This is a genomic window from Clavibacter sp. AC415 (genome assembly GCF_979252985.1).
This window is the reverse complement of record NZ_CEEDAR010000012.1, coordinates 26,490-42,375: the sequence shown is the minus strand read 5'-3', so window position 1 is coordinate 42,375 and position 15,886 is coordinate 26,490. Positions and strand designations below refer to the sequence as shown.

At 72.1% G+C, this 15,886-nt stretch carries 8 protein-coding genes and 6 pseudogenes; 8 read left to right on the top strand and 6 right to left on the bottom strand.

Translation table 11 applies throughout. The features are described from left to right. Positions 1 to 24: 24 nt before the first annotated feature. The 4 genes and pseudogenes from ACZ411_RS03800 to lipB all read right to left on the bottom strand — a co-directional run bounded on the left by ACZ411_RS03800 (position 25) and on the right by lipB (position 4,144). Positions 25 to 1,746: pseudogene (locus tag ACZ411_RS03800) on the bottom strand (ABC1 kinase family protein). After that, positions 1,743 to 2,331: pseudogene (locus tag ACZ411_RS03795) on the bottom strand (PadR family transcriptional regulator). Before ACZ411_RS03795 ends, ACZ411_RS03800 begins: the two co-directional pseudogenes overlap by 4 nt. Before the next feature lie 127 nt (positions 2,332 to 2,458). Further along, the gene (lipA, locus tag ACZ411_RS03790) at positions 2,459 to 3,448 is read right to left on the bottom strand and encodes a lipoyl synthase (protein ID WP_464168647.1); all 990 of its coding nucleotides are present in this window, start codon (positions 3,446 to 3,448) and stop codon (positions 2,459 to 2,461) included. Continuing rightward, positions 3,445 to 4,144: pseudogene (lipB, locus tag ACZ411_RS03785) on the bottom strand (lipoyl(octanoyl) transferase LipB). The gene lipA and the pseudogene lipB overlap by 4 nt, the downstream one beginning before the upstream one ends. A gap of 116 nt (positions 4,145 to 4,260) precedes the next feature. Here lipB and ACZ411_RS03780 point away from each other — a divergent pair. Continuing rightward, positions 4,261 to 5,154 carry a siderophore-interacting protein gene (locus ACZ411_RS03780; RefSeq protein ID WP_464168645.1) on the top strand — a complete coding sequence of 298 codons (894 nt, stop codon included), beginning with the start codon at positions 4,261 to 4,263 and terminating at the stop codon, positions 5,152 to 5,154. Between the two features lie 138 nt (positions 5,155 to 5,292). Then, positions 5,293 to 5,956, top strand: a pseudogene (locus ACZ411_RS03775) (YitT family protein). A 19-nt stretch (positions 5,957 to 5,975) separates the two neighbouring features. On the opposite strand, the gene ACZ411_RS03770 reads toward ACZ411_RS03775, so the two are convergent. Then, on the bottom strand, positions 5,976 to 6,560 hold the full coding sequence (locus tag ACZ411_RS03770) for a DUF3817 domain-containing protein (protein WP_464168643.1): 585 nt from the start codon (positions 6,558 to 6,560) through the stop codon (positions 5,976 to 5,978). Positions 6,561 to 6,901: 341 nt separating this feature from the next. Between ACZ411_RS03770 and ACZ411_RS03765 the strand changes: the two genes are divergently transcribed. Then, positions 6,902 to 10,144 carry a sialate O-acetylesterase gene (locus ACZ411_RS03765; protein ID WP_464168641.1) on the top strand — a complete coding sequence of 1,081 codons (3,243 nt, stop codon included), beginning with the start codon at positions 6,902 to 6,904 and terminating at the stop codon, positions 10,142 to 10,144. A 179-nt stretch (positions 10,145 to 10,323) separates the two neighbouring features. Continuing rightward, a pseudogene (locus ACZ411_RS03760) lies at positions 10,324 to 10,747 on the top strand (arsenate-mycothiol transferase ArsC). A gap of 47 nt (positions 10,748 to 10,794) precedes the next feature. Here ACZ411_RS03760 and ACZ411_RS03755 read toward each other — a convergent pair. After that, positions 10,795 to 11,412: a TetR/AcrR family transcriptional regulator gene (locus ACZ411_RS03755; RefSeq protein WP_464168639.1), complete on the bottom strand. Its 618-nt coding sequence runs from the start codon at positions 11,410 to 11,412 to the stop codon at positions 10,795 to 10,797. Positions 11,413 to 11,488: 76 nt separating this feature from the next. On the opposite strand from ACZ411_RS03755, the pseudogene ACZ411_RS03750 reads away from it, so the two are divergent. The 4 genes and pseudogenes from ACZ411_RS03750 to ACZ411_RS03735 all read left to right on the top strand — a co-directional run. Then, positions 11,489 to 12,292 (top strand): annotated as a pseudogene (locus ACZ411_RS03750) (carboxylesterase family protein); the annotation flags it as partial. A 370-nt stretch (positions 12,293 to 12,662) separates the two neighbouring features. Next, complete coding sequence (locus ACZ411_RS03745; RefSeq protein WP_464168637.1) at positions 12,663 to 13,178, top strand: hypothetical protein; 516 nt, start codon at positions 12,663 to 12,665, stop codon at positions 13,176 to 13,178. Between the two features lie 781 nt (positions 13,179 to 13,959). Next, entirely contained in the window at positions 13,960 to 14,286 is a 327-nt protein-coding gene (locus tag ACZ411_RS03740) for a hypothetical protein (protein WP_464168635.1), read from the top strand. A 1,166-nt stretch (positions 14,287 to 15,452) separates the two neighbouring features. Further along, complete coding sequence (locus ACZ411_RS03735) at positions 15,453 to 15,782, top strand: hypothetical protein (RefSeq protein WP_464168633.1); 330 nt, start codon at positions 15,453 to 15,455, stop codon at positions 15,780 to 15,782. Positions 15,783 to 15,886: the final 104 nt, after the last annotated feature.

Genomic DNA, 15,886 nt, shown 5'->3' with positions numbered 1-15,886 from the left:
CGACACCGAGCGGACAGGTGCCGGTCAGACGCCGCGCCGGCCCGGGAGGAGCGCCTGCGCGAGCGGGAGCACGGAGACCACGAGGAGGACCGTGCCGAGCACCTCGTCGTCCGGGCGCAGGAGCACGCCGCCCGCGAGGAGCGCGCCGAAGACGAGGGCCGAGATGGCGCGACGCAGGGTGCGCTCCAGGGCGCCGACGCGGCGCTCGAGCGTGGGGTCGCTGATGGGGCAGGGCGCCGTCGTCGATGCGCGTGAGGAGTGCGTCGAGACGGCCGGGGAGGCGGGCGATGGTGCCCGCGGTGTCGGAGACGCGCGTGCCGAGGTCGCGGACGACGTTGCCGCGCTCCTCGCGGATGAGGCGCTGCGCGTACGGCTCGACGGAGTCCCAGAGGTTGAACGCGGGATCGAGCGCGCTGCAGACGCCCGACGTGAGGGACATCGCGCGGATGATGAGCAGGAAGTCGTCCGGCAGCTGGAACGGGAGCGTGCGGACGACGTCCTGGAACTCGTTCGCGAAGGCGCGGAACTCGCGGGGGTCGACCTCGCGCAGCTCCGCGAAGCCCAGGCCGCCGAAGCGGGCGAAGAGGCGCGTCATGGCGAGCTCGAGCTGCGTAGTGTCGGCGGAGGGGAGGAGCACGCCGATGTCGCGGGCGGCGTCGACGAGGCCCTTGCCGTCGCGGGAGGCCGCGGCGATGAGCATCTTCCGGAGGCCGCGGCGCGTGCTCGGCGGCACCTCGCCCATCATCCCGAAGTCGATGAAGGTCAGCGTCCAGCCCTGCTCCACGGAGCCGTCGGCCACCGGGGTGACGAAGACGTTGCCGGGGTGGGGGTCCGCGTGGAAGAAGCCGTCGGCGAACAGCTGGTCGAACATGACCGCGGCGAACACGGGCGCGACGTCGACCGGGTCGATGCCGGCGGCGAGGAGCCCCTCGTGGTCGGTGATCTTGATGGCCGTGACGTCCTCGAGCGTGAGCACGCGCCGGGTGCTGCGCTCCCAGACGATCTCGGGGACGGCGACGCGCTCGTCGGCGGCGAACATCTCCTGGAACCGGGCGGAGCTGCGCGCCTCGTGCAGGTAGTCGATCTCCTCGAGGCTCGTCTCGGCGAACTCCTCGACGAGCGCGGGCGCGTCCACCCGGTCGGAGACCAGCCGCACGCGCGTGAGCCAGCCGCCGATGCGCCGGAGCGCGGCCAGGTCGATGCGCACGATGTCGTCGATGCCGGGCCGCTGGACCTTGATGACGGCGCCGGTGAGGCCGGTGTCGGCCGAGTCGAGGGGACCGAGGAGGGCGCGGTGCGCCTGGCCGAGCGACGCGGCGGCGACGGGGGTCTCGTCCACCCAGGCGAAGGCCTCGGCGAGAGGCATGCCGAGCTCGCGCTCGGCGAGGGCGCGGATCTCGGGGAACGGGACCGCGGGCACCTCGTCCTGCAGGTCCTCGAGCTCCGCCGTGATCTCGGGCGGCAGGACGTCCAGGCGCGACGACATGAACTGCCCCACCTTGATCATGAGCCCGCCGAGCTCGACGGCCAGCACGCGGAAGCGGCGGGCGAACCGCTTCATGCGCCGCGTGCGGGTGCGGTCGGCGATGCGCCGGAGACCCACCCGGGGGAGGAACAGCTCGTACCACCACGTGACCGCCAGGTTCCACGCGGCGAAGCGGAGGATGCGGCGGTAGCGGGCGCGCGTCTCCGGGGCGTCGGCCTCGGGATGCGCCCCGGGACGGCGCCGGCCGTGGCCGCGGTCACTCCTGGGCGAGGATCGCGTAGAGGCGGCGGCGCACCGCGTCGAGCTCGGAGACGGCCTCGGCGACCTGCGCCGGGCTGCCCGTGCGCTGCACCTGCGCCGGCGGCCTGCGCGAGCGACAGGCCGGCCTTCGGGAGGGCGGAGCGGTCGCGGCGGTCGTGCGCGTCGTGCCCGTGCTCATCGGACGGGGAGGCCCAGGGCGCCGTGATGCCGTCGCGCGCGACCGTGGACCGGCCCGTCTCCGTGAGCGCGTAGGTCTTCCGTCCATCGGTCGTCTCGGCCGCGATCAGGCCCTCGTCCGCGAGGAGCTGCAGGGTGGGGTACACGGCCCCGGCGTTCGGGGTCCAGGTGCCGCCGCTGCGCTCGGTGATCTCGTGGATGATGCGGTAGCCGTGCATGGGCTCCTCGGCGAGGAGCGCGAGGACCGCGCGGCGGACGTCGTGCTGCCCGTGCGGGTGGCCGTGGCCGGCGCCGGTGCTGCCGGACCCCCGCGCGTCGAAGCGGGCCCGGAGCGACTCCATCGCCTGCCACACGCCGTCGGCGGCGTCTCCGAATGCGGATCCTGCGGTCGGGGAGGTGGCGGGCATGTCGAGCTCCTTGCTGTGGGGTGTGCGCGGTGCTCCCGACGATATGCCGCGGACCTGGCCGCGGGCCCGGGAGGAGCCGGTTCGTCAGCGAGCCGACAGGTCCGCCGTCCCGCCGGACGCCGACCGGTCAGCCGACGGCCTGCGCGAAGCCGCGCGACGGGTCCGCGAGGTGGTCGAGCCCCGGCGGCAGCGCGCGCCCCTTGGCGCTCATCGACTGCGCCCAGAGGCGCCCGGCGCGGTAGGAGGACCGCACGAGCGGACCCGCGAGGACGCCGAGGAAGCCGATCGCCTCCGCCTCGCCCTTGATCTCGACGAACTCGTCCGGCTTCACCCAGCGGGCGACCGGGAGGTGCCGGGGCGTCGGGCGCAGGTACTGCGTGACCGTGATGATGTCGCAGCCCGCGTCGTGCAGGTCGGCCAGCGCCTCCGAGACCTCCTCGCGCGTCTCGCCCATGCCGAGGATCAGGTTCGACTTGGTGATGAGGCCGGCGTCCCGCGCCTGCGTGATCACGTCGAGCGAGCGCTCGTAGCGGAACGCCGGGCGGATGCGCTTGAAGATGCGCGGCACCGTCTCCACGTTGTGCGCGAAGACCTCGGGGCGCGAGGAGAACACCTCCGCGAGCAGGTCCGGGTTCCCGGAGAAGTCGGTCGCGAGGATCTCGACGCCCGTGCCGGGGTTGTCGGCGTGGATCCGCCGCACCGTCTCCGCGTGCAGCCACGCGCCCTCGTCGGGGAGGTCGTCGCGCGCGACGCCCGTGACGGTCGCGTACCGGAGCCCCATGCGGCGGACCGAGTCGGCGACGCGGCGGGGTTCGTCGGTGTCGTAGTCCGCGGGCTTCCCGGTGTCGATCTGGCAGAAGTCGCAGCGGCGCGTGCACTGCGACCCGCCGATGAGGAAGGTGGCCTCACGGTCCTCCCAGCACTCGTAGATGTTGGGGCACGCCGCCTCCTGGCAGACGGTGTGGAGGTCCTCCGCCTTCACGAGCTGCTGCAGCGCCTGGTACTCGGGCCCCATGCGGGCCCGCGTCCTGATCCAGTCGGGCTTCCGCTCGATGGGCGTCTCGGCGTTGCGCACCTCGAGGCGCAGCATGCGGCGGCCGTCCGGCGCGGCGTTCATGCGCGGGCTTCGGCGGGGACGGGGGAGGGGACGGCGGAGTCGGGCATGGGGGATCCGTTCGATGCGAGGACGCGGAGGAGGTGCGGGCGGAGGAGGGGGACGACGTCGGCGGGCGTGACCGTGCGGCCGAGCACGCGGCTGATCGTGGTGACCCCCGCGTCCCGGATGCCGCACGGCACGATGCGGTCGTAGGCGTCCAGGGCGTTGCTGCAGCCGAGGGCGAAGCCGTGCATGGTGACGCGCTCGGCGACGCGCACGCCGACGGCGGCGATCTTCTCGTCGCGCCCGCCGGGGCCGGCGCCCGGGATCCAGACGCCCGAGCGGCCGTCGATGCGGCAGGAGGCGATGCCGAGGTCGGCGAGGAGGGCGATGAGCACGTCCTCGAGACGGCGTACGTGGGCGACGACGTCGAGCGGCTCGGGCAGCCGGACGACCGGGTAGCCGACGAGCTGCCCCGGGCCGTGCCAGGTGATGCGACCACCGCGGTCGACGTCGACCACGGGCGTGCCGTCGCGCGGCCTGTCCCCGGGGCTCCGTGCGCCTCCCCGCGGTGTACACCGAGGGGTGCTCGAGGAGGATGACGGTGTCCTGCGCCCGGCCCGCGACGACGGCGGCGTGCAGGGCACGCTGCTGCTCGAGGGCCTCGATGTACGGCACGGAGTTGGCGCTTAGCCCCGTGACGACGATGTCGACCACGCGGTCAGTGTAGGCGCGCATCACGGCTGGCAGCGAGCCATGCGCCGGGCGCGGCTCCGCCGGGCATCCGCCGCTCGCGTTGCGGGCGGGCCCCGCGCGGCGGAGGATCGTCCTCGATGACCGACGCGCCCGCCTCCGTTCCCCCGCCCGCCCCGTCCGACCGGCCCGCCCGCGCGCCGCGCGCCGCGCACGTCATGGAGGTGATCCGCACCGAGCGGCTGAGCCCGCACCTCGTGCGCGTGCACCTCGGCGGGGAGGGGACGCGGTCGCTCCTCGCGCAGGCGGCGCCCGACCGCCTCGCCGCCACCGACGCCTACGTGAAGCTCATGCTGCCCCAGCCGGGGTCGGGCGCCGTCCCGCCGTTCGACCTGCCGGCGCTCCGGGAGACGCTGCCGCCCGAGGCGCTGCCCGCGGTCCGCACCTACACGCTGCGCCACGCGGATCCCGTCGCCGGCACCTGCGCGATCGACTTCGTCGTGCACGGCGACGAGGGGCTCGCGGGGCCGTGGGCCGCGTCCGCGAGGCCCGGGGACCTGCTCCAGGCGAGCGGACCCGGCGGCATGCACCGGCCGACCGACGACCCCGCCGTCGTCCGGCTGCTCGTCGGCGACGACTCCGCGCTCCCCGCCGTCGCCGCGGCGCTCGCCGCGATGCCGGCCGACGCCCGCGGCGTCGCGCTCGTCGAGGTCGACGGGCCCGACGCCGAGCTGGCGCTCGCGCGACCGGCCGGGCTGGAGCTCCGCTGGATCCACCGGTCGCGCGTCCCCGACGTCGTGCCGGGCGCGCTCCTCGTCGACGCGGTGCGGGGCCTCCCGCGACCGGACGGCGAGGTCGAGGTCTTCGCGCACGGGGAGCGCGGTGCCATGAAGGAGCTCCGCGGGCTGCTCCAGGACGGCTGGGGCCTCGACCGCCGCGCCCTGTCGCTCTCCGCCTACTGGGCGCTCGGCCGCGCCGAGGACCGGTTCCAGGCGGAGAAGCGCGAGCCCGTGGGGGCGATCTTCGCCGACTGACGGCGCGCCGCCCGGCGCGGCGGGCGCGATCGTCGGCCGCGCGGTCGGCGGCGCACCGCGGATCCGCCATGCTGGTCCCTGCGCGGGACGCGGCACGACCGCCCGCGCGCACCCCGTCCCCTCACCCCGGAGACCGCCATGACCGCTTCCGCGTCCGAGCCCCTGCCCGCCCCGCCCGCCATCGCACCGGGCGAGGCGACCACCGCGGGCATCCCGCATTCCGTCATCGAGGACGTGCTCGGGATCCTCACCGGCACCTTCGTGGCGTCGTTCGGGCTGTTCCTCTGCGGGACAGCGGCGCGGTCACCGGCGGCACCGCCGGCCTCGCGCTGCTGCTGAGCTACACGGGCGTGCTACCGTTCGGGGTTCTGTTCTTCGTGGTGAACGCGCCGTTCTTCGCGCTCGCGGTGTGGAAGAAGGGATGGCGGTTCACCATCCGCACGGCGATCTCGGTCGCGCTCGTGTCGTTGTTCTCCACGCTGCACCCGCTCATGGTCACGGGACTGGCAGCTGCAGCCCGTGTACGGGGTGCTGGCCGGGAACCTGCTCGTCGGGATCGGCCTCCTGGTGGTGTTCCGCCACGGATCCAGCCTCGGCGGCTTCAACATCGTCGCGCTGGTCGTGCAGGAGCGCCTCGGGTTCCGGGCGGGCTACGCGCAGATGATCCTCGACGTGCTCGTCATCCTGCTCGGCCTCACGGTCGTGTCCGTCCTGGGCGCTGGCGCTCTCGGCGCTCGGCGCCGTGCTGCTCAACCTGGTGCTCGCCCTCAACCACCGGCCGGGGCGCTACACCGGCATCTGATCCGCGGGCGTCGCGGCCCTCAGGCCCCGCGGGAGCCCGTGACCGCGGACACCGGCGTCGCGCGCGCCGCGTCGTCGACGCCGGCGGGGTGGCGCAGGTAGCCGCGGCGACGCAGGCCGACCTCCACCGGGAGCGTGGCCAGCGGGGGGATCGCGGCGAGCCCGGCGACGAGCGCGGGCCTCCAGCCCCAGCGCAGGCGCGCCGCGGCGACGAGCGTGACGATCACGTACAGCACGAACGCGGCCCCGTGGAGGCGGCCGAAGACGTACACGCCGAGCTCCGTGGTCTCGGTCACGTACTTGAGGAGCATGCCGACCAGGAGACCCGTCCAGGTCACGGCCTCGATGATCGCGATCACCGCGAAGGCACGGCCGATGCGCGACGGCCGGTCGGAGCGCTCGCGCGTGCCGCGGAAGAGCGCGGCGATGCCGGTGACCGCGGCGATCCCCGCGCCGCGGATCCCCGCGCCGCGGCAGCGTCGGACGGCCGGGAGGTCCGGGACCCGGTCTCGGCGGGGCGGGCGGCGTCGGGGTGCGGGGCGTTCGTCATGGGGCCTTCCGGGGCGGGGGCGGATCCGGGCGGATCCGGCGGCGGGGCAGGTCACGATCAGGGTAGGGGCCCGTGCCGGGCGGGAGCTGTGCGGAGCGGGGGCATCCGGCGTCCGAGGTCCGGGGTCCGGGTCCCGCTCCCGCGGAGGGGAGTGCCGGGGAAGGCCGGAGCGCGGCGAGGGGGCGATGCGGGCTGGACAGGCGTCATTCCGTACCCCCGTGCGTATGCAACTATTTCCACACGAGGCGAATCGGGCCTCGACGATCTGGGGGGATCACATTCGGGGAGCACCACTCTGCCGTCCGCCGCGCCGCGGCACGGAGGGCGCGTCCGGCGTCCGCACGCGCACGACTCGTCGCCGCCGTCACGGGGCTCAGCCTCGGGGTCGCGCTGCTCGTGGCCGTCGAGCCGACCGCCGAGGCCGCCGAGGCCGCCGAGGCCGCGAGCGTCCCGACGCGCGTCGTCGTGGCATCCGACGAGGTCGCCGGCACGCCCAGCGCCGCGTCGATGATGCGGATCCTGCGGGCGACCGCCGCGCTCGCGCCGTTCACCGCGACGCCCGCTCCCGTCATCGCCGGGACGGCCGCCGTCGGGCAGCGCCTCACGGCGTCCACCGCACGCTGGACGCCCGCCGCGACCACGAGCAGGTACGCCTGGCTCGTCGACGGCGTGGCCGTCACGGGCCAGACGAGCACGGCGTACACGGTCCGCGCCGCCGACGCGGGGGCGGTCATCACGGTCGCCGTGACCGGCAGCCGCTCGGGCTACGACGCCAGCACGCAGACGAGCGCGCCGACCGCGGCCGTCCCCGTGCCCGTCGTCGCCGCCTTCGCGGCGGCTCCGCGGCCGACCGTCGCGGGCACCGCCCAGGTCGGATTCACGCTGACCGCCCGGGCCGGGACCTGGACGCCCTGGCCCGCGTTCTCCTACGCCTGGACCCGCGACGGCGTGGCCATCGGCGGGCAGACGGGCGTGACCTACCGGGTGACCGACGCGGACGCGGGGACGGGGATCGCCGTCACCGTGACCGGCACCAAGGCCGGGTACGCGACGACCTCCATGACGAGCGAGCCGATGGCGGTGCCGACGAAGCCGAAGCCGACGCCGGATCCGACGCCGACGGCGACGCCCGCGCCGACGCCGACCGGGAAGCCGACGCCGACGCCGACGCCTACGCCTACGCCGACCGCCACGCCTGCGCCGACCGCCACGCCTGCTCCGACGCCCACCGTCACGCCCGCCCCGACGCCGACGCCCACCGTCACGCCCGCCCCGACCCCGACGATCGCGCCCACTCCCGCACCGACCACCCCGGCGGCGCTGCCGTTCGCCGCCGCGGCGACGCCGACGATCGCCGGGACCGCCCGCGTCGGCTTCACGCTGTCCGCGCGCGCGGGGACGTGGTCGCCCTGGCCCGCCTTCTCGTACTCCTGGCTCCGTGACGGCGAGGCGATCGCCGGGCAGACCGGCGTGACCTACCGCGTGCAGGCGGGGGATGCGGGATCGCGGATCAGCGTCGCCGTCACCGGCACGAAGGCCGGGTACGCGACGCGCTCGCTCACGAGCGCGGAGCTGCTGGTGCCCGCCGCGAGCACGCCGACGCCGGCGCCCACGACGCCCGCGCCGGAGCCCACCCCGCCGCCCGCCGACGTGCCCTACCCCGTCGCCTCGACGCCGACCATCGCCGGGACCGCCCAGGTCGGCTTCACGCTCTCCGCCCGCGCCGGCGTGTGGACGCCGTGGCCGGCGTTCTCCTACCGGTGGACCCGCGACGGCGTCGCCATCCCGGACCAGACCGCCGTCACCTACCGTGTGCAGGAGGGCGACCGGGGGACGACGATCGCCGTGACCGTCACCGGCACGAAGACCGGCTACGTCACGCAGTCCCTCGACAGCGCGGGCCTCCTCGTGCCGCTCCCGGAGGTCGCGCCGCCGCCGCCCGCCCCGGAGCCCGAGCCGGAGCCCGTCCCCGACGTGGCCTTCGAGGCCGCTCCGGACCCGTCGATGACGGGCATCGGGCTGGTCGACTACACGCTCACCGTCAAGGCCGGCACCTGGGCGCCGTGGCCGTCGTTCGCGTACCAGTGGCTCCGCGACGGCGTGCCGATCCCCGACCAGACCGGACCGGCCTACCGGGTCGTCGCGGCCGACGTCGGCACGAGCATCGCCGTCGCCGTGACGGGCACGAAGGCGGGCTACGTCACCGAGACGCGGACGAGCCCCGGGACCCCGGTGCTCGCGACGCCCGTCCCGCCGCCGCCACCCGCCCCGGCGATGCCGTTCGAGGCGACCGCCGCGCCGGTGATCCAGGGGACCGCTGTCGCCGGGAGAGCGCTCCGGGCGCAGACGCCCGTGTGGACGCCGGAGGCGACCGCGTACTCCTACAGCTGGGCCCGCGACGGCGTCGCCGTGCTCGGCGCGACCGATTCCGCGTACGCCGTGCGCCGGGCGGACTCCGGGACCCGGATCACCGTGACCGTCACCGGGACGCGCACGGGCTACCAGGGCGCGAGCCGCACGAGCGAGCCCACCGCCGTGGTCGTCGACGCGTTCGACGTGCCGCCCGCGCAGCCCGCCCCCGCACCCGGCGACGAGCCGTTCGCCTCGGCGCCGAGCCCCGCCATCACGGGGACCGCGACCGTCGGGTCCACGCTCACGGCGGAGACGGCCGCGTGGACCCCCGAGGCCACGACGCTGACCTACGTCTGGAAGCGCAACGGGGTCGTGGTGCCCGGCCGCACCGCCGCGACCTACGTGCCGGCGCCGCGTGACGCGGGGTCGCAGGTCACCGTGACCGTCACCGGCAGCGCCGCGGGCTACGCGCCGACGTCGCGCACGTCGGCCGCGCGGACCGTGGAGTCCACCGGGGAGGGCTACGACGTCGTCGTGGTGCTCGGCCAGTCGAACGCGCAGGGCGTCGGCACCGGCTGGGATCCGGCCGTCGACGTGAGCGTGCCCGGGCTCGACCAGCTGGCCGGGAGCGGCACGCGGGCGGGGCAGATCGTGCCCGCGAAGGACTCGCTCAGCCACGTGACCACGTGGACGACCACCGGCGGCGTGCAGTCCGTCGGACCCGGCATGCAGCTCGGCCGCCGGCTGCTCGCCGACGCGCGCCCGGGCCGGAAGGTGCTGATCGTGCCGGCCGCGATGGCGTCGACGAGCATGACGGGCGACGGCTCCTACGCCTGGAACCCCGCCGACACGAGGTCGCGCGTGAACCTGTTCACCCGCGCGCTCGGGCAGATCGACCAGGCGCTCGCGCAGGATCCCGACAACCGCCTCGTCGCGGTCGTATGGGCGCAGGGGGAGTCCGACGCGACGCGCACGGACGCCGCCGGGTACCAGGGGATGCTGCTCGACCTCGTCGACCGTCTGGGTGCGCGCTACGGCGAGGTGCCGTTCCTCATCGGCGGCATGGTGCCCGAGTGGATGAACGCCTCGCCGCTGCGGCAGGCGATCGACGCGGCGCAGCAGGGGATGCCGGCGCTGCGGTCGAACGTGTCCTACGTCCCCGGCGCGGCCGGCTACAGCAGGGCCGAGGACTCCATCCACTACACGGCCGCCGGGGCCCGGGCGATGGGCGACAAGTTCTTCGCCGCGTACCAGCGGGCGACGGGAGCGGTGCAGATCTCGAGGTAGCGGCCGCGACGGCCATGGTGCCGGGTGCGGCGGGGACGCTGCCGGACATGGGCTCCGGCAACCGGCGTCGGGATGCGACCATGGGAGGCGTCCGGGGAGCCCGTCCGCCGTCCCCGGACGACCGTCGCCCGTTCCGTTCCGCTCCGCCCCGTCCCGTCCCGTCCCGCTCCGGAGGATCCATGCCGCACCCGCACGTCGTGTTCGTCTGCGCCCGCAACGGCGGCAAGTCGCAGCTCGCGGCGGCCCTCCTCCGGCACTCGGCCGGGGATGCTGTGCGCGTGGCGTCGGCGGGGACCGATCCGGGCTCCTCGCTGAACGCGCTCGCCGTGGAGTCGCTCGCGGAGCTCGGCATCGACGTGGGCGACGAGCACCCGAAGCCGCTCACGGACGACATGGTGCGGGCCGCCGACCTGGTGGTCGTGCTAGGCGCGGAGGCGCACGTGGACGGCGACCAGGGCGTCGCGGTCGAGACGTGGATCACGGACGAGCCGTCCGAGCGCGGCATCGAGGGCATGGAGCGCACTGCGGCTCGTGCGCGACGACATCCGCGCCCGCGTCGAGGAGCTGCGCGCGCGGCTCGGCGGAGAGGCCGCCGCGGGCTGAGCCTCGGTGCGGGTTGAGCCTCGCCGCGGGCTGAGCCTCGGTGCGGGCTAGGCGTCGACTCGTGCCGGGCGGCGCGCCACCAACGCGTCCACGTGGCGCTCCAGGACGTCGAGCGCACGGGCGCCGCGTGTCGCATCGGGCTCGGCGACGAGCAGCTGCAGGGCGAGGCCCGCGACCAGCGCCTGCAGGTGGTCGGCCTCCGCCTCCGGATCCGCGTCGGGGCGGAGCAGCCCCGCCGCGCGCAGCAGGGCGAGCTGGTCGAGGCAGGTCTCGCGGGCGGCCGCGTGGGCCCGCGCGCGCACCTCGCGGAGGCGGGGGTGCGACGCGGCCTCGGCGACGAGCGCCGCCGTGACCTCCGCCTCCGCCCGCCGCGCGTCGTCGAGCGGCAGGCGCTCGGCGAGGACGCGCACCGCGCGACGCCGGGCATCCGGGTCGGCGCGCCGGCTGCGGATGCGGGCCGAGGTGCGCTCCGCCACCAGCGCCGTCGCGTGCGCGACGAGGTCGATGCGGCTGGGGAAGCTGTGCCGGAGGGATCCCGTGCTGAGGCCCGCCTCGGCGGCGACCGTGCGGACCGACACCCCGCTCGCGCCGTCGCGGCGGATGACCCGCCAGACCGCCTCGGCGAGGTCGTCCTCACGACGGGCGTGGTCGATCAGGCGCGGCATGGCGTCACGGTAGCACCGCGATCCGGGCGGCTCGCGGCGGGCCGGCGAACATCCCCCGAACGGTAGCGTCGAGGGGATGAGCGCCTTCTCCCCGCCCTGCGGTCCCGTCGTCGGCTGGGCGGACGGCGAGGTCGTCCGCGCCACCGGCATCCCCTACGCGACCGCGGAGCGCTTCGCCCCGCCGGTCGCGCACCCGGACTGGACGGCGCCGCGCGACGCGACCTCCTGGGCGCCCGCCTGCCCGCAGGCGCCGATGGCGGAGCTCGACGCCGTGCTCGGGAGCTTCTCCGGGCTCGCCGTCGACGAGGACTGCCTGCGCGTGTCGGTCACGATGCCGCGCGACGCCGGGCCGGACGCCGCTCTGCCCGTGATGGTCTGGATCCACGGCGGCTCGTACGTGTCCGGGGCGGGGGACGTGCCCATCATGGATCCGGCGCCCCTCGTCGCCGAGCAGCGCGTGGTGGTCGTCACGGTCACCTACCGCCTCGGGCTCCTCGGCTACCTCGGCGACGGACGGGAACGGCCGGCGAACCTCGGCCTCCTCGACCAGCTGCAGGCGCTCCGCTGGGTCGCGCGCAACGTCCGCGCGTTCGGCGGCGACCCGGACCGCGTGACCGCGTTCGGGCAGTCGGCGGGCGGCGACGCGGTCGCCCACCTCATGGCGGTTCCGGAGGCGGCGGGGCTGTTCCGCCGCGCGATCGTGCAGAGCGCGCCGCTCGGCATCGCGCGCGGACGGCGCCGGATGAACGCGGCCATGGCGCGCGCCACCCGCGGGCTCACGGCGCGCATGCCCGTGGCGGACGTGGTCGCCCGCCAGGCCGAGGCGGAGCGCGCGGCGACGCCGTTCGGCCTCATCGGCGCGATGCCGTTCGGCACCCAAGGTTTGCGAATCGACACCGCCGGGCACGCTCAGGCCCATCGGTAGGGCCGAACTGGGGAAGCCCTTTCAGCGGCGAGACTCCTATCGTTATGACGTGAGTGACGAAGATGAACACGCTCGGGAAGCTGCACCGGCCCGTAACCCAAAGTCGAACGGCGCTGCTTGGAGAGCAGCCGCGCTGGTTGCCTCGTACCCTCTAGAGCTAGCAGCCTCTCCGCTTCCAGTCATTGGTGGCCCTGTCTCCGTTCTTATAGGCGCGGGCCGAGACTACATAAACGACGCACGCAATAAGCGAGTCTTACAAGGTATAACAGATGCGCTTGACCGAGCTTGCGCTCACATATCGACACTAGAAGACGCTCTGGTGTACATGTCCGAAGAGTTTCAGGCGAACTTGCATCTCGTTGTCAACAGGTCCCTAGAATCGGCCGACGGGGAGAAGCAGCATCGCATGCGCGAGGCGCTAGCGACCGGCATTATTCATAACTGGGATAGCCGCGCCCAGCATTTCCTAAACCTGGCGTGTCGGTACGAGTCGTTAGAAGCGGCGATCCTCGGCCGCATGGCAGACCTGTCCCAGGGAACGCCGCGAGGCATAGAAGATGCCGGTCGCCAGGTATGGGCAAGCCTTCCTTCGCAAGAGCGCGAGCTTGTTTCAGATTCTCGAATTAGAGCGACGCTTAGCGCCATGGAGGCGGACGGCATCGTTACAGTGATAGCCCCGCAAGTCGTCGGCAGTGCCGAAGGCGGGTCCGCATGGATGAACCCGGATGCAACCGAGACGGTAACAATCACCGAGTTGGGTCTATCCTTTGTCGATTTCCTCAAAGAAGGAGACGAGCGAGTGGAATCTTCCAAAGGCGCTGATCATGATGCCGAGTTCTAAAGCACCCTTGACAAGCTCACCAAGACCGGCGCGTCAGAGGCTCAAGTTCAAGCGGGGTCGGCGTTGAAGCAATCTCGCGTCAGTAGCGCCGAAAGGATATCGCGTGACAGGAATACACGAAATAACTCCCACTCCTCGTAGATGGGTTGTTATTGCACATGTGGCAGGGCCGAAGTTGCCCAGAAGCCAGGTGCGCATCGGTGACATCACACTGGGGCCACGAGCCCCCGGCGACAGTGAGCCACCGACGATCTCCAGTCCGGACATGCGACGACAAAACGCGTACTCGGAGTTTTTTGTCACGGAAGCCGACGTGTCTATCACGTCGCACTGTTACGCTCGCATTCCAGTCATGGCGCGGTCGTTCAGTCAGGCATCGATTATCGGCAGGGAGACGGCCATACCGCGGCTTGCGGCTGCTCTGTCACTAGGTCACGGAGATGTACCCCCTCGTATCAAGTACTTAGGTGCGGAAGACGAGGAGGGGACTCCCATGGCGATTCTTGGGTTCTCGTCCAGCGTCTATGACGATGTGATTATGTCCGAAGGGGAGCGTCAGGCTGCGAGTGGTGTGTATCGCAACCTGGTTGAGGATGACGTTCTTTCGCGGGCTTCGATCCTACTGTGGCGGGGGCTTACGCTCGGAGACGCAGGTGGGGATGTGGCTACCAAGTCCGCGTCATTGATGGCATACTTTCAAGTCGTAGAAACGTGCTCGCATGCACTGCCTTGGCAGCCACCTCCAGACTTGGAAGGTCGGCGAGCCGAGATACTTCGAGCCATGGAAGCACAGCTCACCCGGACATCAACGGATAAGAAGAAAGAGCAGTCGGTTGAACAAGCGGCAAGTAGCTTGAGAAGGCTCAAAGACATCTCGCTGGGCGTTCGCATGGAGCACGCGGCGACGGAACTCGGACTGACGCCGGAATGGAAAGTGGCACTAAAGAAGTTGCACAAGCTTCGGAATTCGCGCCTCGGACATGCGGAGACGCTCCCGCGCCACGAGGAACTAGACCCGTGGTTTACGCGCAGGGTAGATGGTCGGGGAGCTCACTGGGTCGCGCAGAGCATTCTGGAAGCTCTCATCGCGAATCGGCATCCAGCGTAGCAACAGGTAAGCAGTACTAGCTGGCGTTGCTCCCCAGTCATCACTGCAAGAACTCCCTGGACCCCAGCCGGTGCCACCTTGATTTAGGTAACGGTCATCGGATGCGGTGGCAGGTTCAGCATTGCATAGTTGGCGTTGGCAGACGGCCTCATCGGTAACCTTAAGGGTCTTATGGTCGATAGTAAACAGTATGAGTAATACGCGACCAGGGCGACCCTGCACGATCTGCACAAGCGAGCACCGCACCAGTATCGAGACAGGCACGCTCGGGGGAACTAGCAATTCGCGCATTTCGCGTGATTTTGGCGTTCGACCCGATGCGATTCGTCGTCACATGTCTTCTCACGTGGCTCCTGCGATGCGTGATGCTCTTCGGGACCCAGAGGGCCTCGCAGCCTCAGCGATCGCTGCGCGGGTCCTAGCCATTGCTGATGACGCCCGAGATGCACGCGAGGCTTGTGCTGAGGCGTCTCCCGCCATCGCGCTACGTGCGGGAGACGCTGAACTTAGAGCGCTGACTTACCTCGCTGATCGACTGAGCGTGAAGTCCGATGACCTTGTCCTCGAAGCGGAGAATGCGTCAGCGTTTGCTCGCGCCGTTGTCGTGGCATCTCGGCTCTGGCCGCAGGTGGGCGCTCATATCACAGACACGCTGAATGCCCATGGACAACTGACCCTGGCACGCGAACTAGAGGAAGTCCTACCAACAAGAATGAAGGAAGAATGACAGCAACAGTAAAGCCAGGGGACATGATTCACTTCTTGGTATCCATGATCTTTGACGACCAAGTGCGCAAGCGAGGCGAGTCTGTCGAGTTGACCGCGCGGTCGATCGCAGAGTCGCGAGACCGCTACGGACACTCCGTGCTGGATCTCGCGCATGACCGAAAGGCACAGACGGTCCGTTGGGGTGAGGAGCGGCTTGGTGTGGGTGAGTTCCCGTCCCACCTACCCCCCTACACGCGTGGGTCGGTTGAGGAAGATGAAGCCCGAGCGCTGGCGATTGCAGTGGCTCACTCCTACGCGGAGCCGACGGCGCGAGCTAAGGCCCTTGCTGACTACCACGCTCGCTTCAGATCGAGCTCGCCTGGACATGCGCTAGCGAGTGGGGAGTAACCGTGAGCTCGACTTCGTATTCACTCCGTAGCTACCGGTTCCGCGAACTCGTGGCGCTGATCCTCAGCGAGGGCGGCCTAGCTACCAGCCCTAGACCTCACGAAGGCTTCCGTCGACTCAGCGACCGCCTCGCTCAGGATGACGATCAGCCGGCTAGCGATGTCCTGGGTCTTTCCCGGTGGGTCGTCAAGACGCGCACAGAGACGACACGTGACCTTTCCGGCGGTCTAGATGAGGCGTCCCGTGAGGCAGCCATTCACGACGTACCGCTCTACGCCTGCGTGTGGCAGAGACCGCCACGAAGCGGCTCGGAGAGCTACGTGGTCATGGACCTCGCCACCTTCGCCAAGGTGGTTCAAGAGACCGAGGAAACGGTCTGAGGATCGAAGACTTGCTGCCGGGCCACGATTTGTGGTTCCCGGCAGCACAGCAGCGCGGGGGGTTGGTCTCCCACGGGCCGCGCTGGGCGTGGCGTGCTCTCAGC

Bases quoted from the DNA above. Each gene is read 5' to 3' on its own strand.
- ACZ411_RS03745 (WP_464168637.1), top strand. From the start codon at position 12,663: ATGTCCGAAGAGTTTCAGGCGAACTTGCATCTCGTTGTCAACAGGTCC.
- ACZ411_RS03740 (WP_464168635.1), top strand. From the start codon at position 13,960: ATGGAAGCACAGCTCACCCGGACATCAACGGATAAGAAGAAAGAGCAG.
- lipA (WP_464168647.1), bottom strand. From the start codon at position 3,448: ATGAACGCCGCGCCGGACGGCCGCCGCATGCTGCGCCTCGAGGTGCGC.
- ACZ411_RS03755 (WP_464168639.1), bottom strand. From the start codon at position 11,412: ATGCCGCGCCTGATCGACCACGCCCGTCGTGAGGACGACCTCGCCGAG.
- ACZ411_RS03780 (WP_464168645.1), top strand. From the start codon at position 4,261: ATGACCGACGCGCCCGCCTCCGTTCCCCCGCCCGCCCCGTCCGACCGG.